This is a genomic window from Bacteroidales bacterium, assembly GCA_041671145.1.
GTDB lineage: Bacteria > Bacteroidota > Bacteroidia > Bacteroidales > JAHJDW01 > JAQUPB01.
Genome location: JBAZBZ010000029.1, coordinates 1 through 25,341, shown reverse-complemented (window position 1 = coordinate 25,341; position 25,341 = coordinate 1). Strand labels below are relative to the sequence as shown.

Genomic DNA, 25,341 nt, shown 5'->3' with positions numbered 1-25,341 from the left:
TCGATTTTTTTATAGAATATTGTAGTAAAAAACAGCCATATATCGAAGTTATATCAATCATTTTGCAAAAATCGGACAATTTCAACGATTTTTTAAATATTAGAGATTATATATTGTATTGGATTAGTTAAACTGGAAGTTAGATGTTGGACGGTTGAAATTTGCGATTTTTCTAACCTTCAGCTTCCAAATTTCTAACTTCGGTTTTATAACAATAGTTTTAATAAATTTGTTTGTAGTAAGTTAACTTAGAATGTTTATAGAAGTGTCTGTCCATAAAGTCGAGAGTTTGGTTCAGAATGTCCGAGTTCGAGGCTTTTGAAGTTTTAAAAATCAGGAGTTTACTGTAGTAAATGACTGGTTTTTAAAACGAGAATAACGAAGAACTCGGACATTCTGAACCAAACTCTATTTATTTTTCAAAATATAACCTTTATTCACAATCTGAAGTTTAGTATTAGAATATGGCAGAAAGATTTTATCTGTAATTTTCATATATCCTTTTTTAATAAGAATTATTTCATAGTTTACGTCTCCCGGAATTGCAGAAAAGAATTCTCCAAACTCGTTGGTAGTAAGCATTGCATAAACCTTTTGAGTTTTTTCTTCGATTATTTCTATTGTAGCATCCTGAATTTTTTTATCGGTCAAGGAATCTTTTACAATACCGTAGAAAATCGAAAGATTTAAATTTTTAAGGATTTGCATGGTAACATTGCATTTATTAACAATTTCGGGTACAGGAACATTGTAATTTGTCATATCAATTTCGTAAATATCAAAATCACCAAGTCCGCCCTCTCTTGAACTTGAGATATATGCTTTTTTACCATCAGTTGATAAAACAAAACGAACTTCATCTTTTGTTGTATTTATAGGATAACCTAAATTTACAGGTTCCGACCACTTGCCGTTTTCAAAAACCGAACGAAAAATATCATATCCACCCATTGAATTGTGTCCTTTTGATGAGAAATAAAGCGTTCTTCCATCGGGATGAATAAATACACCTATTTCGTCTCCCGAAGTGTTAATTGTAGGACCAAGATTTTCGGGCTTTGACCACACATCGTTGGCAAGTTTTGTGCATTTATAAATATCAGCATTTCCATAACCACCTTTTCTTTCGCTTACGAAATAAAAAGTATTACCATCGGCACTCAAGCATGCTGAGCTTTCGAAATATGAAGTATTTATTTTTCCGGACATCTGCTTAGGTGTAGACCATTTGCCGCTTGGACTCAATTTTGAATAATAAATGTCGCCGCTTTTTGTTTCTCCCAAAATATTTTTATAAAGGAAAATTGTTTTCCCGTCAGGAGAAATGCTCAACGGAGAATCGAAGCCGTTAGTATTAAGTTCATCAAGACCTTCTGCCGGCTTCCATATTTGTGCTTTGTCGTCAAATACGGAATAATAAATATCATCGTAATACTGACCGCTATTAATATCAATTCCTCCGCCTTTGGTATCGGGACGTCGTGATGAGAAGATTAGCATTTTACCATCAGCAGTAATTGAAGGGTCTGCATCAACATATTGGGAATTTACGTTTGGTCCTAAATTAGTAATTTCAACATTTACGGGATGTGCCATCATATCTTTTGCATATTTACATTGCTTAATGTATTTAAATGCGGGGTCATTTCTTTTTTGTTTTTCAGTTACAATCCTTCCGGAATATTTATTATAATAAATAATAGCACTGTCAAGCTTTCCGACATACTGATATACCTGCCCTATTTTTAAATAAAGGTTAATTTCAGCTTGAGGGTCTTTTTCTTCAACCGTTTTAAAATATTCCATTGCTTTATCCATTGCCTTAAGTTCAAAATAACATTCACCTAAATGATAATTCAAAATAGGGTCATTTTTTTTAGCTTCAAAAAATTCCCTGTAAATTCTTATTGCACCGTAATAATCTTCGTTGCTGAATTTTGATTTTGCTTCTATCATTTTGTAATTATAGGAAAACCTTTTTTTGTCGGTAGTATCTTTACTTTTCTGTGCAGAAACATTACTTAAAACTAAAGATGATATCAAAATAAATAATATTTTTTTTCTCATAACAGTATATTTTTTTAATAAATAAAGTTTGCTAATATACAAAAAAAATCGTATTGAAAAATCTTAATAAAGATAGGTGAAATTATATTGAAAAAATATCATTTTTTTCTTTGTAATTGTGGTTATTTTTTAATACTTTTGTAGTAAATGGTAAGTTATAATTAAACAGGAGAAAATCAATATGATAGATAGCCAAAAAGATAAGATTGCGGAAGAGAACTATAACGCAGAAAGTATTCAGGTCCTCGAAGGATTAGAAGCGGTTCGTAAACGACCGGCTATGTATATCGGTGATGTTAGTACGCGTGGATTACACCACCTTGTTTATGAAGTTGTTGACAACTCAATAGATGAAGCATTAGCAGGTTATTGCAGCGAAATTAACGTTTCAATAAATGAAGACGATTCCGTTACTGTTATAGATAATGGAAGAGGCATTCCCACCGGCATACACGAAAAAGAAAATAAATCGGCTTTGGAAGTAGTAATGACAATACTTCATGCAGGCGGAAAGTTTGATAAAGATTCCTATAAGGTTTCGGGCGGATTGCACGGCGTTGGTGTATCCTGCGTTAATGCTTTATCTTCTCATCTTAAAGTTAATGTTTACCGCGAAGGAAAAATATTTTGTCAGGAATATAAGTTTGGTAAACCATTATACGACGTAAAAGTAGTAGGAGAAAGTAATAAAACAGGAACAGAAATTACTTTTTTACCTGATAATACAATTTTTATAACAACAGTTTTTAATTATGAGATATTAGCTTCGAGAATAAGAGAACTGGCATATCTTAATAAAGGAGTGAAGCTAACCATTATTGATAAAAGAGAAAAAGATAATGATGGAAATTTTTTAACGAATACTTTTTTTTCAACTGATGGTTTGAAAGAGTTTTTAATTTTTCTGGATGAAACAAGAGAAAAACTTATTGAAGAGCCGATTTACATGGAAGATGCAGATGGTGAAATACCTGTAGAAATTGCCATGCAATACAATACTTCTTTCAATGAAAATGTTCACTCCTATGTGAACAATATCAATACACATGAAGGGGGCACACATCTAACGGGATTTAGAAGAGGACTTACACGCACATTAAAATCTTATGCCGAGAAATCGGGAATGCTTGAAAAAATCAAATTTGAAATAAACGGTGATGATTTTAGAGAAGGACTTACAGCTATAATTTCTGTTAAAGTTCAGGAGCCCCAGTTTGAAGGTCAGACAAAAACAAAATTGGGAAACAACGAGGTCATGGGTGCAGTTGAAAAAGCTGTTAGCAACATGCTTGAAATATATCTCGAAGAACATCCCAAAGATGCAAAAACGATTGTTCAGAAAGTAATACTCGCTGCTACCGCCCGTCATGCTGCACATAAAGCACGCGAACTTGTTCAGAGAAAAGGTGCAATGTCTGGAAGTGGCTTACCTGGTAAGTTAGCCGATTGTTCCGAAAGCGACCCTTCACTTTGTGAAATTTATCTTGTTGAGGGTGATTCAGCCGGTGGTACTGCCAAGCAGGGAAGAGATAGAAAAAATCAGGCAATTCTGCCTTTAAGAGGTAAAATTCTTAATGTCGAAAAAGCAATGCAGCACAAAATATTCGATAACGAAGAAATAAGAAATATTTTTACTGCTTTCGGAGTAACCATTGGTACCACTGATGATGCCAAAGAACTTAATATAGAAAAATTAAGGTACCACAAGATAATAATAATGACCGATGCTGATGTTGACGGCAGTCATATTGCTACTCTTATTCTTACTTTCCTTTTCCGCTATATGAAAGAATTAATTGAAAACGGTTATATTTATATTGCAACACCTCCTTTATATCTGATTAAAAAAGGAAAAGAAGAAAAATATTGCTGGACGGAAGAAGAACGAAAACAAATTATAGCTGATTTTTCAGTTGAAGGTAAGGAAAGCAATGTGGGAATACAGAGATATAAAGGTCTCGGAGAAATGAATGCAGAACAACTCTGGGAAACCACCATGAATCCTGAAAAGCGAACATTGCGACAAGTTACTATTGAAAACGGTACCGAAGCCGACAGAGTTTTTTCAATGCTTATGGGCGACGAAGTACCGCCACGAAGAGAATTTATTGAAAAGCATGCAAAATATGCTAATATTGACGCATAAATTTAGTTTATAATTCCGATTGCATTTAGCGGTTGATATTTGAATAATAAGAAAACCCTGCAAGGGTTCCAAATCCTTGCAGGGTTCAATAAATTTTACATTGATTTTAGAACATAATACTAAAAGTTCAAAACTTATTCCCAGAGTAAACTAACAACTGAAAACTAAATAGTTCTTCCCGGATATTGCTGCAAAGCAACTTCGAGGCATTTCATTGAACGCCTGAGGTCGTTAACGTTCAGAACATAGCTTATTCGTATTTCATTTTTGCCAAGTCCTTTTGTAGAATAGAATCCTGTGGCAGGGGCAAACATTACAGTTTCGTTTTCGTAATTAAAACTTTCGAGCATCCATTGACAGAACTTATCGGAATCATCAATAGGCAGGCGTGCTACAACATAAAATGCACCTTTTGGCTTAGGACAAAAACATCCTTTCATTTTATTTATCGAATCAACAACAACATTTCTTCTTGCTACGTATTCCTCAATTACTTTATCGAAATACGATTTGGGAGTGTCAATTGCGGCTTCTGCAAGAACCTGTCCGAATGTCGGAGGACTTAATCTTGCCTGAGCAAATTTCATTGCCGTATTATAAACATCTTTATTTTTAGTAATAAGTGTTCCTACTCTTGCTCCGCATGCACTATACCTTTTTGATATTGAGTCAATCAATATTATATTATTATCAATTCCTTCGAGATTCATTGCAGAATAATGTTGCTCTCCATCGTAACAGAATTCCCTGTATGCCTCATCCGATAAAAGATATAAATCATGTTTCTTCACAATGTCTCGTAATTTCAGTAATTCTTCTTGTGAATATAAATAACCTGTTGGGTTGTTCGGACTGCAAATAAGAATTGCCTTGGTTTTTGGAGTAATGAGTTTCTCAAAATCCGAGATAGGAGGCAATGCAAATCCGTCTTCAATTTTTGATGTTACAGGAACGGTTTTTATTCCTGCTGTTACAGCAAAACCGATATAATTGGCATATAATGGCTCGGGAACAATAACTTCCTCGCCTTCATTAATGCATGACATAAAAGCAAATAAAATTGCCTCTGAGCCACCGTTGCAAACAATAATTTCATTTTCTGAAACATTGATGTTAAAGCGTTTGTAATACTCTACCATTTTCTTTCTGTATGAAGGAATTCCGGCAGAGTGGCTGTATTCAACAACTTTTATGTTGGAACTCTTTAGCGCGTTCATAGCTCCTTCGGGAGTTTCAATATCGGGCTGACCGATATTCAGATGATAAACTTTAACGCCTCTTTTTTTTGCTTCATCGGAATAAGGAACAAGTTTCCTTATAGGTGATGAGGGCATTAATTGTCCTTTTTTTGATATTTCTGGCATGTTAGTAATTGTTTAAAGTTTCTGTTATTTGAGTTTATTACTTTTTATTTATTTTGTTTCTATTTTAAATTTTTTGTTGTTAGTTCTAATCTTATATAATGAAGTTCAATATGCATAACTTTAAACTTTAGACCTTAAACTTTAAACAAAAAATATTATGTTCTCTTGGTGTATTAAATATAAAAATCCCGACAAATATCGGGATTTCTATTTAAAATATATAATAAGAAACAATATATTTTTATTCAGTTACATTACCTTTTATTGTTAAAACTACTGTTTGAGTTTTTGCGTTTGATGTAACTATTATCTGCTTGTTTATTACACCTATTCTTTTTGTATCGTAAGTAACTTTAATTACAGCTGTTTTTCCGGGTGCTATTGGTTCTGTAGGCCAATCGGGAACCGTGCATCCGCACGATGCTTTTGCTCCCGATAGTATTAAAGGTGTTTTTCCTGTATTTTTAAATTTGAATTCACATGTTCCATTGCTTCCCTTTTTTATTGTTCCGTAATCGTAAACAATTTTTTCGAAAGTAATTTCAGGAGCATTAGGGTCTTGAATAGGAGGTGGTGTAGTAATTTCCTGAGCAAACATAAGTTTAAACCCAAACAAAAAAGAAAACAGAATTAATAATATTTTTTTCATTTTATTTTTTATCAGAAATTTATAAAAAGTAGTAATGAATTAATGTGTTAAATCCCACATTAACCCTGCAAGCGTTGTAGTTCTTGCAGGGTTAATAATGAATTTTATCCAATATATCAAATTGCTTTATTTATTTGTAGGTGCTCCCTGGTTATTGTTAACCGGAGTATTGTCATTTTGTGTGTCAAGAACAGTTCCGGTAATGGTCAATACTATTGGTGAATTTTTAGCATTTGATTTTACAGTAACTTGCTTGTTAATAACACCTACTCTTGTGGTTGCATAATGAACCTTGATAACACCTGATTTACCCGGCAATATTGGTTCTTTTGGCCATGAAGGTATTGTACAGCCACATGAAGCAGTAGCACTTTGAATAATTAACGGTTCTTTTCCGGTATTTGTAAATTTAAATTCACAGCCACCAATAGGGTCATCATTGGTTGCAGTTTTCTTTATTGTACCATAGTCGTGAGTTGTGCTTTCAAATTTCATTTCGGGTGCATTAGGATTGTTTGGCGGTTTTTGCTGATTATCCTGTGCTTTTGCAATAAGAATTGCAAAAAGAGCAATGCTTAAAGCTAATGTTAGTTTTTTCATAATTATTTTTGTTTAATGATTTTTAAAAATTTAATTTTTCAAATTTAAAAATATAAATGATTTTTTTAAAATTAAACATTTTGTATTTAACAAAATTTAACTTTGAGTGTAAATAAATGCTAAAATCGTGCCAATTGAATGATAAAACATTTTTTTAAAAAGGGCATTTCTAAAAACTGGACATCGAGGCGGACAAGAAATCCAACTCGGAAGTGTCCTAAAATATTTATTATTTGAGTTCTAACTGTAAACCAAGTAATTCTCTTGTATCTTCAATAAATGTTTCCAGTTGCTTTTTGTCGGAAGGGCTGAATTTTATGTTAATTGTATCTTTTTGAATATTTTTAACAGGTAGAATATAAAAATTTGTTTTACTACTACTCATTTCTTTATGAACGTAAGTTGGGTAATAACCATAAGTTGAAATGTATGCTGAGTCCTTTTTCAAATCTTTTTTGATATTTACTTCTGCAATTATTCCTCCGTTTTTGTACCTTTCACGCTGATTTGAAACAAAATTTCCAAGCGAATAATAAACCACACAGTTTTTTTGTTTGTTCTGATAATTCACTTTAATTTCATTAATGGGCTGCAAAACATGAGGGTGCGAACCAATTATCAAACCAATGCCGTTGCTGAAACAAAACTCTGCAAATTTTTTCTGTTCGTTACTTGGTGTTTGTTCATATTCATTTCCCCAATGCACGAACATTATCATAAAATCGGGTTTTGACTGCTTAATTTTGTAAATGTCTTTTTTTATTTCACTTGTGTCAGTATAATTTACAATGTTTGGCGAAACTGCCGTTAATTTGTTGGTTGTCGAAGTGCAATTTAATAATGCAATTTTAATTCCTTTAACATTCAAAACGAACGGATAATTTTGACACCTTGATGTGGAATCAATATATGTTCCAAGGTGGGCTATTTTCAAGCTGTCCATGACTTTTATAGTTCGCTGCAAACCATTCTGACTTTTGTCTAAGCAATGATTATTGGCTGTGAGAAGTATTTTAAATCCTACATCATTTAATGCTTTTGCCAAATCATCGGGGCAACTGAACTGGGGATAACCGCTGTATGGCTTATTGCCTAACGTTGATTCGAAATTTGCAATTGCAACATCACTTCTTTCTAGTAAAGGTTTTATAAACTGAAAGCATTTATAATAATTATAAGTTTTTTCAACTGAATCATAAGCAGAACAAATCTGGGGCATGTGTTGCATAACATCACCTGCAAACATTAAACAAACATTAACAACTGTTGTATCTTGTATTATCCTGAGTTTTGAATTTTCACCCGATACAAAGTAACTTTTGTTGCTTAATGTAATTAGAAAAGCCAGTAATGCTATACAGAAAATTTTATAAAAGTAATTTTTTAATTTCATCTTAATCCTCAACAGCGAAAATTGCTTAAACTGATTAAAACGAAAAAATGAGGGTAAAGGTTGTGTTTATTTGAGGTTTATAATAATCATTAATCAAACTTGATACTTCAAATTAAAATTTTAATGTAACTTTGAAAAAATATAATTCAATAACTTACAAAATTTAAACAGATGAAAAATATTGATAATTATGATTTCACAGGTAAAAAGGTAATAATAAGAGTTGACTTTAATGTGCCTTTAGATAAAGAAACATACACCGTTACCGATGATACAAGAATCAGAGGAGCGCTGCCAACAATAAATAAAATATTGAAAGATGGTGGTTCGGTTATTTTGATGTCGCATCTTGGAAGGCCAAAAGAAGGTACTGAAACAAAATATTCACTTAAACATGTTATTCCTGTTTTAAATAAACTGTTGGGAAAAGAAATAAAATTTGCAGATAATTGCTTGGGAGAATCGGCAAAAAAAATGTCGGCAGAGTTGAAATCGGGTGAAATTCTTTTGCTTGAAAATTTAAGATTTTATAAAGAAGAAGAAGGCAAAGCTAAAACCGAAGGATTAAGTGAAGAAGAATCTAAAAATAAGAAAATCGAAATGAAAGAAAAGCAGAAAAAAATGGCTCAGCAACTTGCTTCTTACGCTGATGTTTATGTTAATGATGCTTTTGGAACAGCACACAGGGCTCATGCTTCTACAGCAATAATTGCCGTTTTTTTCCCTGAAGATAAACTCTTCGGATATTTAATGACTAATGAATTAAACGCGTTGGAAAAAGTTTTAAGCAATTCAAAAAAGCCATTTACAGCAATTATGGGTGGGGCAAAAGTTTCCGATAAAATTCTTGTTATAGAAAGTTTATTAAACAAAGTTGATAATTTAATTATCGGAGGAGGTATGACTTACACTTTTATTAAAGCACAAGGTGGAGATATAGGTAACTCTTTATGTGAAAATGACAAGCTTGATGTGGCAATGAATATCCTTAATAAAGCAAAAGAAAAAGGAGTAAAAATATATTTGCCAACAGATCAGGTTTTGGCTGATACCTTTGATAATTCAGCAAATACCTGCATTGCAAAAATCAATGAAGGAAAAGATGGTTGGCTCGGACTTGATATTGGTGAAGAAACAATAAAATGTTTTTCTGAAATAATTGAAAGTTCAAAAACAATTCTCTGGAACGGACCCATGGGAGTTTTTGAAATGCAGAAATTTCAGAAAGGTACGATAGCAGTTGCTCAGGCAATAGCAAGAGCCACTGAAAATGGTGCTTATAGTCTTGTAGGTGGCGGTGACTCTGTTGCTGCAGTAAATAAATTCAATTTAGCTGATAAAATTAGTTACGTTTCAACAGGCGGCGGAGCAATGCTTGAATATTTAGAAGGTAAAATACTTCCGGGCGTTAAGGCAATACAGGAATAGTTAAATAGTTTGTCCATAGTACCCGATTTTTTAGCTATTTTCGAGGCGTTCATGTTTTTTCATACTTCCTACTACATCATACTTCGGTTTTTACGACATTTTATGCTTAACTTAACATTATAGAAGAAATCGGGCATTATGGATAAACTCTGAAAATTACAGCGCATAAGTTATTCCGCAGAGGAAATTAAATCGCTGGCTTGGGTAACCGTTCCATTTGTAATAGCGGGCAGCAGTGATGTTATTAAAGTTGAGGAAAATTGAAATTATTTTTGTATAGCGATATTCAAATCCTAAATTAATTTCAAAAATTCCTTTTTCTTCTTTTGCGCGGTTCAATGGGTCTGAAGTTTTAACATAATGACTTCCCAAAGCAATTAAATCGAGTTTTGTTATAATTTTATCACGCAGATTATAATTTGTTGAAAGAGTAAAATCATATAATGGTTTATGCCATGCTTTTAGTTCATGCTCCATGTCGTATTTGTAATAATTTCCTTTCAGCAAGAATCTTAATTTTTCGGAGTTTTGATATCCTATTTCGCCAAATAGATTAATTAATTTGGCTCCATCATATATTACATCAAACATATTGAAAACATCTTTCTTGGTTTTCAAACTATCATATTTGTCATTTGTAAACAACAGAAAGTTTTTTAGATTTCTGCTAATAAATTTTGCATTGAAATATATTTTAGGACTTAAGGAACCTCTTACTCCTCCATAAAAATCAAACTTATCGTAAGTATTTTTTAATTTTAAAGGAGTAATAATAAAAGGATTTTCATCAGCAATTGTTTTGAATGAATTATGTATATCATTACCGTCAATTCCTCCGTAAACAATAAATAAATTTTCAACTATTTTAAGACTTGCATCAATTGAAGGGTAAGCACACAACCCTGCTTCCGACTCATCTCCTGCTTCAATAAAAGTATTAAAACCGATATTCATTTTCAAATCTTTTATTGAAAAGTCAAGCTGTGGTTTTACGTTTATCAAAATGTTGCTTAACGTACTTTCTGCAAAATTTGTGTTATTGTAATAATTAATAATAAGCGGAATAATAAATTTTTCATTTTCCAGTTGCTTATCAACACTCACGTATTTGCTGATACTACCCTTTAATAAAACATTATTTTCACCTACATTAAATATATCGGAGAAATTATAATATCGCAGTTTTGCATTGTAATTGTAATGAACAGTATCTGCATGATTTGATGTAAGATTTATTTCACCTTTTATAAAAACAAAACATTGTTTTATGGCTGCTTTACTTAATTCTTCGTTGAAATTTTTATGAAAAGCACTTGTGTCATAGCCATAATAATGCACTACGTTTCGCTTAAAATCAATATCTGAAGACAACACATATCTGCTGTAAAATCTTTTTGCATATATGTCTGCATTGTTGTCGCTGTAGCCGCTGAAACCATAATCTTTAAAGGTAGCCGAAGATGAAATATGTTTAAAATGTGCACCTAAAGAATATTTAGATGAGCGCAAACTATTTACAAAAATTTCAAAATAAGGAGTATTGTAATTTCCGTATCCTACTTTGAGCAAACTTTTGTATAATTTTGTCAACGGTACTCCGCTTACTTTTGCTGGATTTATTGCAGCAACTTTATATTTAAAATCAAATCTTTTAGAGTTGAATAAATAAATCGTTTTTAGCTTTACTTTAGCAGTGTCATCGTTTTTCGGATTAGATAAAATTTTATTTGCATCCGATAATATCGGCTTATAAGCACTTTTTACAAATACGTCCTCTTTGCTCTGAGCGAACGTATTATTGAACAAAACAGATATTACAATAATATTTGAAAATAAAAAGAAAAATAATTTTTTAATCATATTATTCATTTTTTGTTGGGTCATTAACGTTTTCTTTATTTTCAGGTTTATTATCAGGTTGAGGTTCTTCAAAAAGCTTATCGTTTTTCTTTTCGCTGTTTAATTTTACTTTTATTTCTTCTTCTTCAGCTTTCTTTTTTTCTATTTCTTTTTCCTGAAGTAAAACCAGATTTAATTTTTCCTGTGCTGTTTGAATAAGTTCGGCATTATCGGAATTGTCAACAATACTTTTTAAAGTATGTTTTGCCTGAAAAAGATTTCCCATTTTTACATAATCATCGGCAAGCAGGATAAATCCTTTTGTTATCCAGTAATCATAAGACGGAACCTGATTTATGAGTTCATATACTAATTTTTCGGACTCCTGATATAGCCCTTGCAGATAATAAATATATGCAATATTGTATTTTGCTTCTGCCCCTTTTTCGCTTGAATTTGTTTTAGCTATTGATTGAAATTCACCGCTTGCATAAGTTAAACTATCCATTGCCAAAGCAGATTTTGCAATAATTATATGAGCTTCATCCTGCAATTCTTTGGTTACTTTTTCGGTATTAATTAAATTTTTTGCCGATTTAATTGCATCATTATATTGTTTAAGCAGGAAATAGCATTTCATCTGTCCGTTGCGTGCTTCCAGAATATTGCTTTTATTTTCGGCATACTGTTCGAGCTTTGTGTAATTGTCGAGAGCATTATTGTAATTGTTTATTTTTAAATTTATTTCTGCGGCTTTGAGTAAAGCGTTTTCAGTAAATTTATTTTTCCCTTTATTAATAACGTTGTTATATCCTGACAGAGCACTTGTCAGATTTCCGCTTTTTCTTTCGCATTCGGCTTTGTAATAATTTGCATTTAAAGCAAAATTACCGTCCGGAAATTTTTCAAGATAGTTTGCAAAACCTGTAATTGCTTCATCACAATTGCCTATTTCCATGTATCGTTTTTCCACTGCCTGATAAGAAATGGTGTCCTGTGCCGAATTTGTTACATTGGCAAAAGGCAATTGTTTTACATAAACAAAGAATGATTCGGCATCACCCAAATCAACATATATGTTTTGTATGCTTACAAGTGCTTCTTTCGATTCTTCAGTAGCCGGATATTTTTCAACGACACTCTTGAATGTTTCAAGTGCTTCTTTATTTTTATCTGAAGTATATTGTATGAGTCCGATTTTTAACAATGCCTGTTTGCAATATATGCTGTTAGGATAATCGCCAGTTATTTTTTTGAAACACAATAAGGCATTTTCATTATCACTAAGCATTTCATAAGCTTTTCCGAGTTCAAATCTTGCCCCGTCAATGTATGCCGATTTTTCGTATTGCTCAATTAAAATTTTAATAGTATTAACTTTATTGATATTTTTTCCGGTTAATCCGTAAGATAATGCTTTTTGATATAGAGCATAATCAGCATCGGCGGATTTTGTATTTGCGGCTTTATCGTAAAAGTCAACAGCATTAATATAATCTTTTTCCACAAAATAACAATCTCCTGTTCTTAGAAGCGCATCAACATATTCTTTCGGATTGCTTTTTTCGCCGTCTTTAATAAACCTGCGAAACCATATTGCAGATTCTTTATAATCTTTTTTACTGAAATAACAATAACCAATGTTGTAATTTGCCAGATAATAAATATCAAGGTTTATAGCACCCGGTACGAATAAAAATTTATTATAACTTGTAATCGCTGAATCGTACTGAGTTTTTCGGTATAAAGCTTCACCTTTCCAATATAATGTTTTTGCTTTTATGTTTTTATCAATTCCGTAAACCAATGATTTGTCAAATAATTTCAACGCATCATCAATTTTTTTATCATTAAACAATTCAACTCCCCAATAATATCCGGCACGTTGATATGCTGTTTTGTACTTATCATTTATTTCCTTCATGCTTTCAATTGTTTCAAGAGCATCTTTATAATTTCTTGTACTTATGAAAATATTGATAAGATATTCATTTGCATCATTTATATTAGGGGAATCAGGATAATCATTAATGTATTTTTTGAAAGCATTTATTGCTTCATTGTAGGGATTTAAAGAAAGTTCATAACAAAGTTTGGCATATTTAAACAGTGCATCTTCCTGAATTTGCTTATCAAACGGTAATTTTGAAGCAATTTGAAAAGTATTCATTGCAAACTTTTTCTGATTGGTTTTTAGATAGCAATCAGCAATAAGATAATATGCATTTTGTGCGAGCGAGTCGTCTTGTTTTACTACATTTTCAAAATATCCCAAAGCATTATTGTACTTCCTGCAATTATAATAAGCAAAACCAAGTTCATAATTATCATTTCTTGTTACATCATTTTTTGTTTTTTCCTTATATCTTTCGAGATAAATTATTGCTTCGGGATATTGTGCATCCTGATAATACGCTTCTCCGAGAATTCTGGAAATTTCGGAAGTTCTTTTTACTCTGTTTGAATCAAACAGCATCGGGGGAGCATATTCAATAACCTTTTTAAAATTACCCTGCAAAAAATAAATCTGTGCAATATAATAGGGAATAATAGGAGCAAAGTTGGTATCCCTTTTTATTTTCAAAAATCCCTGCAATGCAATTTCATAATTTTTTTCATTAAATGAAATATGAGAAAAATAGTATTTTGCAGGCACATAGAATTTCGATGTTGTATCAGTAACTTCAGAAAAAGCTTTTTTTGCCCGGCTCATGCTGTCGAGATTGAAAAAACTGTACCCCGATTCAAAATAATATTCAGTTTGTTCTTTTTCATTTAAATCGGAAGGTTCAATTTTTTCAAACCATTTTACAACATCTATGTATCGCTTTTTTCTGTAACTGTTTTTCCCGAGCTGAAAGTATGCATATTTGACTTTGGGACTTTCTTCGTGATTGCTGATGAATTGGAGCAGCGACTGTTCAGCATCGCTGTTGAATAGTTCCAAAGAACATAATGCAGAATAATATTCAGCATTTATTCTTGTTTCATCGCATTCATCGGAAATAGTTTCAATTACTTTATTGAAACTTTCCTGTGCAGCACCATATTTTTGCTTGTTGAAAAGCTCTGTTGCCAAACGATATTCCGAATCGGGAGCAGTATAAATTAAAGTTTGCTGCGAAAAAAGAAATCCGAAAAGAAATAGATTGATTGAAACAAGTAGAAAAATCCGTAATTTTATCATAATAAAACAACTTAAAAAGTTCGTCAAAATTAACTAATAAAGGGAATTTAACACTTTAATAAACATTACAACTTAATAACAAGTTAATAACAATTATTTTTATAAATATATCTTAAAACCTTTTATAATAGGCAATCGGAAACATTTTGAAAATAATTTAAAAAACATTTAATTTGTTTTTCTTAAAAAAAATACAGATTTTTACAAAAATAATTGATAGCTTAGCAAATCTTAATTCTATTTTTAATATAAAATAGCTTCGTAAAATAATAAAATCGGAAATATGAAAATATTTAGATTGTTTTTTGTTTTATTTTTATTTTTATCATTGCTCACGTGTGCTTTTGCTCAAGATACCAGAAGTAAAAGCGATACAAGTAAAACACCCATAAATGATGACCCTATTCTTGAAATGCTTGACAGCCTTTCAGCATCAAGGTTTTTGCAATGTTCCGATTTCACAACCGATATAAATGTTCTTAATAAACATAATTTCGCACCCGATTATACACCTTCATATACCGATGAAGAATATAAAGAAAGAATTGCAAAACTTAATGCAGTATCGCCTTTTCCTTATGTATATAATAAATGTGTAAAAGATTATATACAAGTATATACGGTAAAAAAGCGGCAATTAGTATCGCGTATGCTTGGTTTGGCACAGTTGTATTTTCCGCTTTTCGAAGAAACACTTGATAAATACAAATTGCCTTTAGAGTTAAAATATCTTGCAATAGTTGAATCGGCATTAAATCCTTTTGCGATTTCACGATGTGGTGCCACAGGTTTATGGCAGTTTATGTACAATACATCCAAACTGTATAATTTGGAAGTTAATTCATATATTGACGAACGTTATGATGTTTACAAGGAAACATTAGCCGCTTGCGAGTATTTGCAAGACCTTTACAATATGTATGGCGACTGGGCTTTGGTTCTGGCAGCTTATAATTCAGGTCCATCTAATGTGAATAAAGCTATTCGCCGTGCTCGTGGAGCAATTAGTTTCTGGGATATAAAAAGATTTTTGCCTCGCGAAACTCAGGGCTATGTACCTGCATTCATTGCAGTGAGCTACGTTATGAATTATGCATCAGAGCATAATATTTATCCTTTGGAGCCCCGAATTACATACCATCAGCTTGATACTATAAAAGTAAATCATACAGTAACGTTCGAACAAATTTCAGCAATTCTTAAAATACCTCAGGAAGACCTGAAGTTTCTGAATCCCGTTTACAAAAAAGGTATTATACCTTATATAGATGAATCACAAAGTATCATTCTTCCTTATGAACTTATTGGTGATTTTATAAAAAACGCTGAATTAATATATAGTTATGCATCTCCGGTTGAAAATGAAAAACAAAAACAATTATTGGCAAAACTTAATATTCCATATATAGAAAAATCTACCAAACAGGACACTATTAGTATTTCACATACTTTGGCAGATTCCAATTCAACAGCAAAAAATAATGCACAAAAAATCTCTACAAACCAATATAAAGCAGATGAAGTCATAGAAAATAAAAACAATAAATCGACAGGAGAAAATAAACAAAAACAATATAATCAGGAATATTACATTGTGAAAAGAGGAGAAGGATTAGGAACTATATGCAATAAGTTTAATTGCTCTATTAATGATTTAATGCAGTGGAATAAATTAAGCTCTAAAACAATACATCCCGGACAAAAACTTATAGTTCACGAAATACAAAAAGATACATCGTTAGAAAAAAACAATTCTGCCCAAAAAATTGAAGTGTCTAAAACTATTCAGAAACCTATAAAAAATACACCAAACAAAAAAATCATTTATTATACTGTGCAAAAAGGAGATACTTTATGGAGTATTGCTAGTCTTTATAAAGGAGTAACTGTTGATGAAATTAAACGACTTAATAAAATATACAATACTCGACAATTAAAGCCCGGTACTAAGCTGAAAATAGTTTTATAGTTCAATTCGAATTTTGTTGAAATGGAATTTTAATTTTATCTTTGCAAAGCAAAAACTAAAACAGATGATACTTTTTTCAAAATATTATTATTACTATTTTTATTCTTTAAAAGGGATTTGAAGAAATTATATATATTTATAAATAACTGAAAAGTCCCGATTTTACGGGACTTTTTTGTTAATTAAACTATTAGATTTCAGAAACCGGCAAACTGAAATTATTAAGTTTAAAAAGAGATTGCTAAAAAGCACAAAACCTAACAGGTCTTCGAGACCTGTTAGGTTTAATATCAATAAATTATTTTTTTAAAAATTAAACTTTATAATTTTAAATTTATGATAATTGAAGAAGCCAAAAGATTAAGTAATGTGAGTGAATATTACTTTTCGAAAAAACTTGATGAAATCCGCGAAATGCAAAAAAACGGAAAAAACGTAATAAATCTCGGTATAGGAAGTCCTGATTTATGTCCTTCGGAAAATACAATTGAAGCATTGTACAAATCGGCAAAAAACCCCGATAATCATGGATACCAGAATTACCGTAGCATTTCCGAACTGAGAAATACAATTGCAAAATTTTATAAAGAAATTTATAATGTTTCAGTGGATGAAAACGAAGTGCTTCCTTTAATGGGTTCAAAAGAAGGAATAATGCACATTTCCATGGCATTTTTAAATAATGGAGATGAGGTATTGCTCCCTAATCCAGGGTATCCCACATACACTTCGGTTTCAAATCTTGTTGAAGCAAGCATCAGGTATTACGATTTGGATGAAAAAAATAACTGGTTGGTGAATATTGATAAACTGAAAAATTCGGATTTATCAAAAGTAAAAATAATGTGGCTGAATTATCCAAACATGCCAACAGGTGCACACATTAATGATAAATTTTATAAAGAATTAATTGCATTTGCAAAAGAAAAAAAAATTTTGTTGTGCAATGATAATCCCTATAGTTTGGTATTAAATAATTCTCCGAAAAGTTTGCTGGAGTTTGCTGGTGCCAAAGATGTTGCGATAGAATTGAATTCCCTGAGCAAATCGCACAATATGGCGGGTTGGCGGGTTGGTTGGATAATAGGAAACAAAGATTATATAAATTCTATTTTAAAAGTAAAAAGCAATATGGATTCGGGAATGTTTCTCGGAATTCAACATGCAGCCATTGAAGCATTGAACAATCCACAGGAGTGGCATGCACAAAGAAATGAAATTTATAAAAAAAGAAAAGTACTTGCTCATAAATTACTTGATATATTGAATTGTAAATATTTTGATGAACAGGTCGGAATGTTTGTTTGGGCAAGAATTCCCGACAATATTGAATCAGTTGAAAAATTTACTGATGATATTTTATACAGTGCAAATGTTTTTATAACACCGGGAATTATTTTCGGAACAAATGGTTCGAGGTATGTGCGGGTTTCATTATGCTGCAAGGAAAATGTTTTTGAAGAAGCAATTAACAGAATATTAAATAAAAATATTACAAATGTTTAAAAATTCAACTTTTTACTGAAATAAAATTATATAATCTTTTAATTTTTTTAATCATTTAATTTTTCAATTAATCATGAACATAGTTATAATAGGAGTGGGATTAATCGGCGGTTCAATGGCACTTTCATTGCGTGGATTCCAGACAAACATTATCGGGGTTGATAATAATCCGGAAAATGCAAAACGGGCATTAGAGCTTGGTTTGGTTGATAAAATAATGTCGCTTGATGATGCACTTAAAACAGGCGATTTAATTATTGTTGCAGTTTCTGTCGATTCTATTGAACAATTGCTGCCAAGAATTTTAAATAAAATAAAACACGATGCAGTTGTTGTTGATATGGGTTCAACAAAACAGAGAATTTGTGAAGCAGTAAAAAATCATCAGCGAAGAAATAATTTTGTTGCCTCTCATCCTATTGCAGGCACCGAATATTCCGGACCCGATGCAGCATTGTCTGATTTATTTACCGGTAAAGTTTCAATTATTTGTGAAAAAGAACTGAGTTCGGAAAATGCTTTAACCCGCATAAAAGAAATGTATAAAATTCTAAAAATGCGTGTTATATACATGAATTCCAAAGAGCACGATAAACATATTGCTTATGTGTCACATCTTTCACATATAACTTCATTTGTTTTGAGTTTAACAGTTTTTGAAATCGAAAAAAGTGAAAAAAATATTTTCAATCTTGCGGGAAGCGGTTTTGCTTCAACTGTGCGTTTGGCAAAAAGTTCTCCCGACATGTGGTCGCCAATTCTGGAACAAAACAGCGAACATTTGTCAAAGGCATTGACCACGTATATAAACTTTTTAAATAAATTTAAAACTTCAATTGAGGGGAAAAACAGGAATAAACTTCATGAACTTATTAAAGAAGCTAATGTTATTAAAAAAGTTTTGAAATAATTTAATACTTTGTGTCCTTTGTGAAAACCTTTGTGTTCTTTGTGGTTAACTTTTTCTTTTAAAAAATATTTATTATAAAACTAAATTCTTTCAAGCCAACCTGCAATATATTCAAAAACTTTTTCTCTTCCGACATCGTTATGCAGTTCGTGATAGAAATTTTCCCATGCTTTGAAAGTGGTTGTATTTCCTGTTGTTTGCGAATATGATTTTGCTGCATCGAAAGAAATTATTTTGTCATTTGTTCCATGTATTATCAGTAAGGGAATATTGACTTTATTTTTTTCCAAAAGAATTTGTTTTGCCGCTTCTTCTATCAAACAAAATAGTTTTACGGAAATTTTATTATGAACACAAACGTCTTCTCTGCGGTTTTCAGTAATTGCCTCGTCATGCGAAAGGTCACTTGCTTTTAATCTGTTGCTCATTAATAATTGTGGAAAAATTTTTGATATTGTTTTTGCCGCGAACAGCAGTGGTTTTGGCACTTTCAACACAAGTTCAAGCCATGGAGCTGAAATTATCATTGCTCTTAAATCAGGTTTTCTTTCGTAAAAATATTTTAATGTAATATTTCCTCCCATGCTGTGACCATATAATATTTTCGGGATGCCGGGGAAAATAAGTTCGGAGTTTTTCATTAAAGTTTCAACATCATCAAGCAATAAATTATAATCTTTTGCATGACCTCTTTTCCCTTCCGATTTACCATGCCCGCTCAAATCAACAGCAAAAAAAGCATAATTTTTATTTGCAAATTTTTCAGCCCATTCATTGTAACGACCGCTGTGTTCGCCCAATCCATGCACAAAACAAATTACGAATTTTGGCGTAACATCCGGTTTCCAGCTACGTGCAAACAAATTCAAATTATCAGATGACTTCCAGTTATATTCTTTATAAATCATCGCATTTTTTTAATTTAATAGTTTATTGATAAATCTGTGACTGCAATTTAAAAAGTTTGTCGTTTGTGGTTTGTTGTTGTTTTAATTTTTAACTACAAACGACAAACGTATTTTATTCATTCAAAAACCGCTTCCAGAACGCCTACCGATTTTATATTTTTAAAACTTTCAAGATGCAATTCATAAAATCTTATCATATTTTCAAGAAGCTTTTTCTTTTTTGATTTTTCAAATTTCAGTGTTTTCAAATCATCAAAAGATGTATTTATGAGTTTGCTAAAATGCTCTGAGTTTGCAGGGGAAATAGAGTTTGCAGCAATTATCTCATTTTCGGTAAAAATACCTTCCCTGAGATTAAAATATTTATTTTTTTCTGAAAAGTTATTTTGCGGAAAAAATCCCAGATATTTTGTTAATTGCATCATGAAAACAAGATGAAAGTGCGAAACATTATCATTCGTGTCATCCAGAAGTTTTACAGAATTAAAAATAAAATTGAACAAATGTTCATTTTTTTCTTCTTCACGTATGGATTTATTTAAAATTTCTGAAATGAACAACAATACGGAAGTTTTGTTAATATCGGTATTTATTGATTTGTTGGTATAATCAATTCTTGCTTCTTTTATATTCTGAATATGGCTTTTGGTTTTATTATATACAATTAAATCCAGCAATGTCAATGGTTGAAAAAGGTTTATCTTGAATTTTGCTTTTCTTGCTTTAACGCCTTTTACGATATACGATTTTAATCCGAAAATTTCCGTATAAATTTTTACGATAATGCTGGTTTCACCGTAGTTTATATTTCGCAGAACAATTCCTTTGGTTTTAAAAAGCACTTTTGAAGATTTTTTTGGAAAGAACATTAATTAATAAACATAATTTTTGTAACAAAAGTTTTTGTGCCTTTATCGTTACTGCAAAATACGAGATAAATGCCTGTTTGAGCTTTTTCACCTTTGAAATTTTTCCCATCCCATACTGCTTGTCCGCCTTCTGCGGTTGTTTCAAATATTAATCCTCCGCTTATATCGGTTATTTTAACTCTTGCATTTGTTGTTAAACCTTTAACGGCAATCAAACCTTCGTAATTATGTGGTACAGGATTAGGATATGCGTAAACATTATTAAAATCAGTTCCTCCCTTTGTTGCCGTACCTTTGTATGAAATTAATCCTTTGTTGGTTCCAAAAATAACTTCTCCGTTTTTATTGTTTATTGAAATTGCAGTAATTGTATTTGAAGGAAGAGGACTATTATCTACAGTAAAATGTTCAATTTCTTTTTGACCATCTGGGGACATCAGAAAGACACCGGCTTTTTGTGTACCTATCCATTTTCTGTTTGCACCGTCAACCGCAATTGCAGATACAGATTCAAATTCGAATAAATATTGGGCATGTCCATCTTGTTCAATTAATATTTGCTGAGCGTCGAAATTTTCATTTGAAAAAACTTTATCGGGAGAATAAAAAACTGCAATGCCTTTATCAGTTCCAAGCCATATTTGACCGTTCAAATCACTTGCCATGCAATATGAAATACTTCCCGGAATATTACCATTTCCTTGATGATTATTCATAACTATAATTTTATCATCAATTGTTGTCGTAGGGGTTCCATTATCATTAAAAACAGCAATATTGTTGCTTCTTGGTAACAATATCCATTTCTGTTCGAAGGTATCTATTAAAATTTGTGTTGTTAAATTATTACTGTTCGTCTTCATCTCATTGCTTATTGGATATGAAAGCCATGTACCATCAGGTTTTAAAATGCAAAAAAGATTTATTGAACCTGCATTAGTTACCAATAAATTATGGTCTTTATCAAAACAAAACCCTCCTATACCAATCCATCTGGAGTTTTGACTTACATTCAGAAGAATTTTAAGCGGGCTGTTTTGGTCGTCGTAAATTTTCACAATTTTGTTATCTTTAAACTCCACTAATCCACCGCCCCATGAACCGGCATAAAATTTTGTTTCATCGTTAGGGTCAATAAGAACACAATTTATATCAAAAAGTGTATCCATCTGAGGATTATTATTCCTATTGAAAATTTTCCATTTATTATCTTTTAATACGGATATTCCTTCGGTATCCCATATATTTCCAAAAGAAGCATTTCTTCCGCCGGGAGCTATAGCAATAGTATTTCCCGATATTGAAATATCTACTATATTTTCCGAAACAGGCCCGTTAGGAAAAATAGTATCAGTTTTATCTTGGTCATATTTAATTAAACCGCTTGAATTATCAGCCGACCATAATATATTATCTTTATCAATAATTGCTTGTCTTGGATCCACTGCCCAATGTAAGTCCGAAACCTGATTATTATTGTCAAAAACATACATCATATCCCATGAACTTCCTATAATTAATTTATTATAACAAACTTCCATGCATAAATTACTTGTATTTTTTATTGAAGTATCATATTTGCTCCATGTATTACCATTAAAGGCATAAAGAGTGTCTTTTCCTGTTGTTCTTTGTCTGTTGGCAATAATAAGATTATTAAAAGAACATATTAAGTTGAAAGTTGAAGCAGGAAATAAAGTATCAAGTGTCCACGATTCATAATTCGAAAGATTAGGAGAGTCGGAATTTGCGGAATAAACACCTTTTGATGTGGCCGCATAAAATTTGTTGCCATCGAAAGTAAGGTCGTTAATTTCCAAATCGCTTCCGTTAATTCCGATTTTATAGGTATCTTTTATTTCATATTTTTCAAGGTCAACTACTACTATACCAAAACTTGTAGATAAATAGGCATATTTACCAAGAAAAAAAATGTGATTGATAACTTTTTTACCGGAAATTGATTTGCGTTTTATATCGGGAATATTGTATATTTTATTATTTTTAATTATGTCAATATTTGTGTTTTCATAAGCAATAAATAAAGCTTCATTTGATTTGCTGTAATTTATTTTTTTTATATCTACATCTGACAATCCTGAAATTTTTGTAATTAAATTAATTGAGTTATCTGATTTGTCATAATAAAATATACCGAGAGCAGCAGCACAATATATCCGGTTGCCGGCTTCAGTAACCGAAACTACTCTTTTGAACGGAAAATATTGTTTCCATTGTCCTATAGCAGTTTCTTGCGCTCTGGTAAATAAAAAATTTATTAAAATTAATATTAAAAAGAAAACTTTATTTACAAAATTCATATTATTTAAAGATTGCTTGGAAGTACTTATTTTTAACAAAACTAAATAATTTGAATATTATTGTAAAATAAAGATTAAATTTATAAGTTTTCACTAAATTTGCAGTAGAAAAAGGGCCCCGTAGTTCAATTGAATAGAATATCAGATTTCGGCTCTGAGGGTTGGGGGTTTGAGTCCCTCCGGGGTCACCTCACTGGACAATTCTTTTAAAAAAAAGAATTGTCCTTTTTTATTTCTTCGGAAAGGTTCATTTGCGTAGCACATCAGCTTAACCACCTCATTGATTCTCGCGGTTCGAAATAAAAAATATACTTAAAAAGAGTAATAGATTATTTTTTTGAAAGGATTATATATTAGGTTTTCAACTGTGATTTACTTCTTGCCATTTTTTCAACTTAAAAGGATTCGAACCATTTTTAACTATCGAAAACAATGATTATTAGTTTTATTTATGTTAAATATTTTGCACAATATAAAAACGGATTTTCATAAAATATCGGCATTATATTGCGAATAAAATTTAATTTATTCGCATTGTATTGCGAATATTTGTATATTTGTAAAAAATATAAACTATGAAACACTCATTTTCACAAATTATCATGGACCAAAGAGAAGAAAAAGCATTATTTCGCTCTAAAGGTTGGGTATATCGCAACTCGGAATCACTTATAGATAAGAAAAGTTCTTTGATTCAGATAATAACAGGTGTTCGTCGTTCCGGTAAGTCAACATTAGCTCATCGTTCATTTGAAAAACACAAGTATGCTTATATTAATTTTGATGATGAACGCTTAAATAATCTTTCTTCATCTGACTTAAATGAAATTCTCGAATCAATTTATCAGGTTTATGATAATGTTGAATATATGTTTTTCGACGAAATACAAAATGTTGACGGATGGCATTTATTTGCAAATAGGTTACAACGAAATGGAGTGCATTTGATAATAACCGGTTCTAACTCCAAATTATTGAGCAGCGAATTGGCTTCACATCTTACAGGAAGGTATAATATTACAGAGCTGTTTCCTTTTTCTTTTAAGGAATTTCTAAAATTTAAAAAGTTTAATTCCGAACCACTTACTACTAAAAATAAAGGATTATTAAAAGGTTATTTTGATGAATATCTGAAAAAAGGAGGTTTTCCTGAAATAGTTAAAGGGGCAGAAGTTGTTCAATATGCTAAAAATTTATTTAATGCAATTGTTACCCGTGATATTTTGTTTCGATATAATATAAAGCATAAGCAAACTTTCAAGGATATAGCAATGTTTCTGGTAAATAATTTCTCCCGTGAAATAAGCTATAACAGAATTAAAAAGTTATTTGATTTAGGTAGTGAACATACAGCAAAAAATTATGTTTCTTTCCTTGAAGAAGCATATTTGATAATAACATTGCCTAAATTTTCTTATAAAAAACAGGAAAACATTAAATATAGAAAGTCATATTTAATAGATACAGCTTTTGCAACAGCTTTGAGTGATAATTTCTCTCAAAACACAGGATATTTATTCGAAAATTTAGTGCTTTTAGAATTATTTCGTCGCAAGTCAATTGAAAATTTTGATTTGTTTTATTATAAAAAAAACGTGGAAGTTGATTTTGTGATTTATAAAAATCATCTTGTAAAAGAATTAATTCAGGTTTGCTACAATCTTGATAATGAAAAAACGCGTAAGCGTGAAATTCGTTCTTTAATACAAGCATCGGTTGAATTAAAGACCGAAAAACTAATTATTATTTCATTAACCGAAAAACAAAAAATAAAGACAGAAGGAAAAATAATTGAAATAATTCCAATACATGAATGGTTGCTGGCTGAAAAATAAAAAGTATTCGATATTTATTGTTATTTATTAATTCATTTACCTAATCACACTCACCCTGCCAATAAATTCATGTTTAGGACCATCGTCCATTTCTTTCACAACAACCTTGTAAACATAAACACCTACCTCAACCAAATCGCCTGTGTTGTTATACCTTCCGTTCCAAGGACTGTTTAAATCATTGGTTTTGTAAATCAATTCTCCCCAGCGGTTAAAGATGAGCATCGTGAAGTTGCTTGGGTCAATACGGTATCCTTGCGGAATGAATACTTCATTTGTCAAATCTTTATTCGGACTGAATGCATTCGGTATGTAAATTGTAAATATATCTTTTACTATAATCGGTTTGC

At 31.2% G+C, this 25,341-nt stretch carries 17 protein-coding genes and 1 tRNA gene; 7 read left to right on the top strand and 11 right to left on the bottom strand.

Translation table 11 applies throughout. From position 1 onward, the window contains the following. Positions 1-408 precede the first annotated feature (408 nt). Positions 409-2,067 (bottom strand): tetratricopeptide repeat protein, encoded by a 1,659-nt coding sequence (locus WC223_09685; GenBank protein ID MFA6924509.1) that lies wholly within the window; start codon positions 2,065-2,067, stop codon positions 409-411. Between the two features lie 181 nt (positions 2,068-2,248). Between WC223_09685 and gyrB the strand changes: the two genes are divergently transcribed. Next, positions 2,249-4,213: a DNA topoisomerase (ATP-hydrolyzing) subunit B gene (gene gyrB, locus WC223_09680; GenBank protein MFA6924508.1), complete on the top strand. Its 1,965-nt coding sequence runs from the start codon at positions 2,249-2,251 to the stop codon at positions 4,211-4,213. 164 nt (positions 4,214-4,377) lie between these two features. On the opposite strand, the gene WC223_09675 is transcribed toward gyrB, so the two are convergent. From WC223_09675 to WC223_09660, 4 genes are all read right to left on the bottom strand, one after another. Continuing rightward, a complete protein-coding gene (locus WC223_09675) occupies positions 4,378-5,577 on the bottom strand; it encodes a pyridoxal phosphate-dependent aminotransferase (protein ID MFA6924507.1) in 1,200 nt (399 codons plus the stop codon). Positions 5,578-5,818: 241 nt separating this feature from the next. Continuing rightward, complete coding sequence (locus tag WC223_09670; GenBank protein ID MFA6924506.1) at positions 5,819-6,226, bottom strand: DUF1573 domain-containing protein; 408 nt, start codon at positions 6,224-6,226, stop codon at positions 5,819-5,821. Positions 6,227-6,352: 126 nt separating this feature from the next. After that, a complete protein-coding gene (locus WC223_09665; GenBank protein MFA6924505.1) occupies positions 6,353-6,826 on the bottom strand; it encodes a DUF1573 domain-containing protein in 474 nt (157 codons plus the stop codon). A gap of 229 nt (positions 6,827-7,055) precedes the next feature. Next, positions 7,056-8,219, bottom strand: coding sequence for a CapA family protein (locus WC223_09660; GenBank protein MFA6924504.1), 1,164 nt, complete (start codon positions 8,217-8,219; stop codon positions 7,056-7,058). A 171-nt stretch (positions 8,220-8,390) separates the two neighbouring features. On the opposite strand from WC223_09660, the gene WC223_09655 reads away from it, so the two are divergent. After that, positions 8,391-9,647 carry a phosphoglycerate kinase gene (locus WC223_09655; protein ID MFA6924503.1) on the top strand — a complete coding sequence of 419 codons (1,257 nt, stop codon included), beginning with the start codon at positions 8,391-8,393 and terminating at the stop codon, positions 9,645-9,647. Positions 9,648-9,803: 156 nt separating this feature from the next. Here WC223_09655 and WC223_09650 read toward each other — a convergent pair whose 3' ends face one another. Beyond that, positions 9,804-11,507, bottom strand: a complete 1,704-nt coding sequence (locus WC223_09650) for a hypothetical protein (protein ID MFA6924502.1) — start codon at positions 11,505-11,507, stop codon at positions 9,804-9,806. A 1-nt stretch (position 11,508) separates the two neighbouring features. Continuing rightward, entirely contained in the window at positions 11,509-14,673 is a 3,165-nt protein-coding gene (locus WC223_09645; protein ID MFA6924501.1) for a tetratricopeptide repeat protein, read from the bottom strand. A gap of 283 nt (positions 14,674-14,956) precedes the next feature. Between WC223_09645 and WC223_09640 the strand changes: the two genes are divergently transcribed. The 3 genes from WC223_09640 to WC223_09630 all read left to right on the top strand — a co-directional run bounded on the left by WC223_09640 (position 14,957) and on the right by WC223_09630 (position 19,058). Continuing rightward, a complete protein-coding gene (locus tag WC223_09640) occupies positions 14,957-16,642 on the top strand; it encodes a LysM peptidoglycan-binding domain-containing protein (protein MFA6924500.1) in 1,686 nt (561 codons plus the stop codon). A 336-nt stretch (positions 16,643-16,978) separates the two neighbouring features. Continuing rightward, a complete protein-coding gene (locus tag WC223_09635; protein MFA6924499.1) occupies positions 16,979-18,148 on the top strand; it encodes an aminotransferase class I/II-fold pyridoxal phosphate-dependent enzyme in 1,170 nt (389 codons plus the stop codon). Between the two features lie 73 nt (positions 18,149-18,221). Further along, positions 18,222-19,058, top strand: coding sequence for a prephenate dehydrogenase (locus tag WC223_09630; GenBank protein MFA6924498.1), 837 nt, complete (start codon positions 18,222-18,224; stop codon positions 19,056-19,058). 80 nt (positions 19,059-19,138) lie between these two features. On the opposite strand, the gene WC223_09625 is transcribed toward WC223_09630, so the two are convergent. The 3 genes from WC223_09625 to WC223_09615 all read right to left on the bottom strand — a co-directional run bounded on the left by WC223_09625 (position 19,139) and on the right by WC223_09615 (position 23,156). Beyond that, a complete protein-coding gene (locus tag WC223_09625) occupies positions 19,139-19,966 on the bottom strand; it encodes a lysophospholipase (GenBank protein ID MFA6924497.1) in 828 nt (275 codons plus the stop codon). A gap of 116 nt (positions 19,967-20,082) precedes the next feature. After that, entirely contained in the window at positions 20,083-20,808 is a 726-nt protein-coding gene (recO, locus tag WC223_09620) for a DNA repair protein RecO (protein ID MFA6924496.1), read from the bottom strand. A 26-nt stretch (positions 20,809-20,834) separates the two neighbouring features. Then, entirely contained in the window at positions 20,835-23,156 is a 2,322-nt protein-coding gene (locus tag WC223_09615) for a T9SS type A sorting domain-containing protein (protein MFA6924495.1), read from the bottom strand. Between the two features lie 114 nt (positions 23,157-23,270). On the opposite strand from WC223_09615, the gene WC223_09610 reads away from it, so the two are divergent. After that, positions 23,271-23,344: transfer RNA gene (locus WC223_09610), tRNA-Arg, on the top strand. Between the two features lie 387 nt (positions 23,345-23,731). Continuing rightward, positions 23,732-24,991, top strand: a complete 1,260-nt coding sequence (locus WC223_09605) for an ATP-binding protein (GenBank protein MFA6924494.1) — start codon at positions 23,732-23,734, stop codon at positions 24,989-24,991. Between the two features lie 36 nt (positions 24,992-25,027). On the opposite strand, the gene WC223_09600 is transcribed toward WC223_09605, so the two are convergent. Further along, positions 25,028-25,341: gliding motility-associated C-terminal domain-containing protein (locus WC223_09600; protein MFA6924493.1), on the bottom strand; the 314-nt coding region annotated here is incomplete at its 5' end.

What these genes read in the sequence shown, in the direction of transcription:
- WC223_09605 (MFA6924494.1), top strand. Translation starts at nt 23,732, where the DNA reads ATGAAACACTCATTTTCACAAATTATCATGGACCAAAGAGAAGAAAAA.
- gyrB (MFA6924508.1), top strand. Translation starts at nt 2,249, where the DNA reads ATGATAGATAGCCAAAAAGATAAGATTGCGGAAGAGAACTATAACGCA.
- WC223_09665 (MFA6924505.1), bottom strand. Translation starts at nt 6,826, where the DNA reads ATGAAAAAACTAACATTAGCTTTAAGCATTGCTCTTTTTGCAATTCTT.
- WC223_09615 (MFA6924495.1), bottom strand. Translation starts at nt 23,156, where the DNA reads ATGAATTTTGTAAATAAAGTTTTCTTTTTAATATTAATTTTAATAAAT.
- WC223_09650 (MFA6924502.1), bottom strand. Translation starts at nt 11,507, where the DNA reads ATGATTAAAAAATTATTTTTCTTTTTATTTTCAAATATTATTGTAATA.
- WC223_09675 (MFA6924507.1), bottom strand. Translation starts at nt 5,577, where the DNA reads ATGCCAGAAATATCAAAAAAAGGACAATTAATGCCCTCATCACCTATA.
- WC223_09685 (MFA6924509.1), bottom strand. Translation starts at nt 2,067, where the DNA reads ATGAGAAAAAAAATATTATTTATTTTGATATCATCTTTAGTTTTAAGT.
- WC223_09645 (MFA6924501.1), bottom strand. Translation starts at nt 14,673, where the DNA reads ATGATAAAATTACGGATTTTTCTACTTGTTTCAATCAATCTATTTCTT.
- WC223_09630 (MFA6924498.1), top strand. Translation starts at nt 18,222, where the DNA reads ATGAACATAGTTATAATAGGAGTGGGATTAATCGGCGGTTCAATGGCA.
- WC223_09670 (MFA6924506.1), bottom strand. Translation starts at nt 6,226, where the DNA reads ATGAAAAAAATATTATTAATTCTGTTTTCTTTTTTGTTTGGGTTTAAA.
- WC223_09625 (MFA6924497.1), bottom strand. Translation starts at nt 19,966, where the DNA reads ATGATTTATAAAGAATATAACTGGAAGTCATCTGATAATTTGAATTTG.
- WC223_09635 (MFA6924499.1), top strand. Translation starts at nt 16,979, where the DNA reads ATGATAATTGAAGAAGCCAAAAGATTAAGTAATGTGAGTGAATATTAC.
- WC223_09655 (MFA6924503.1), top strand. Translation starts at nt 8,391, where the DNA reads ATGAAAAATATTGATAATTATGATTTCACAGGTAAAAAGGTAATAATA.
- WC223_09640 (MFA6924500.1), top strand. Translation starts at nt 14,957, where the DNA reads ATGAAAATATTTAGATTGTTTTTTGTTTTATTTTTATTTTTATCATTG.
- WC223_09660 (MFA6924504.1), bottom strand. Translation starts at nt 8,219, where the DNA reads ATGAAATTAAAAAATTACTTTTATAAAATTTTCTGTATAGCATTACTG.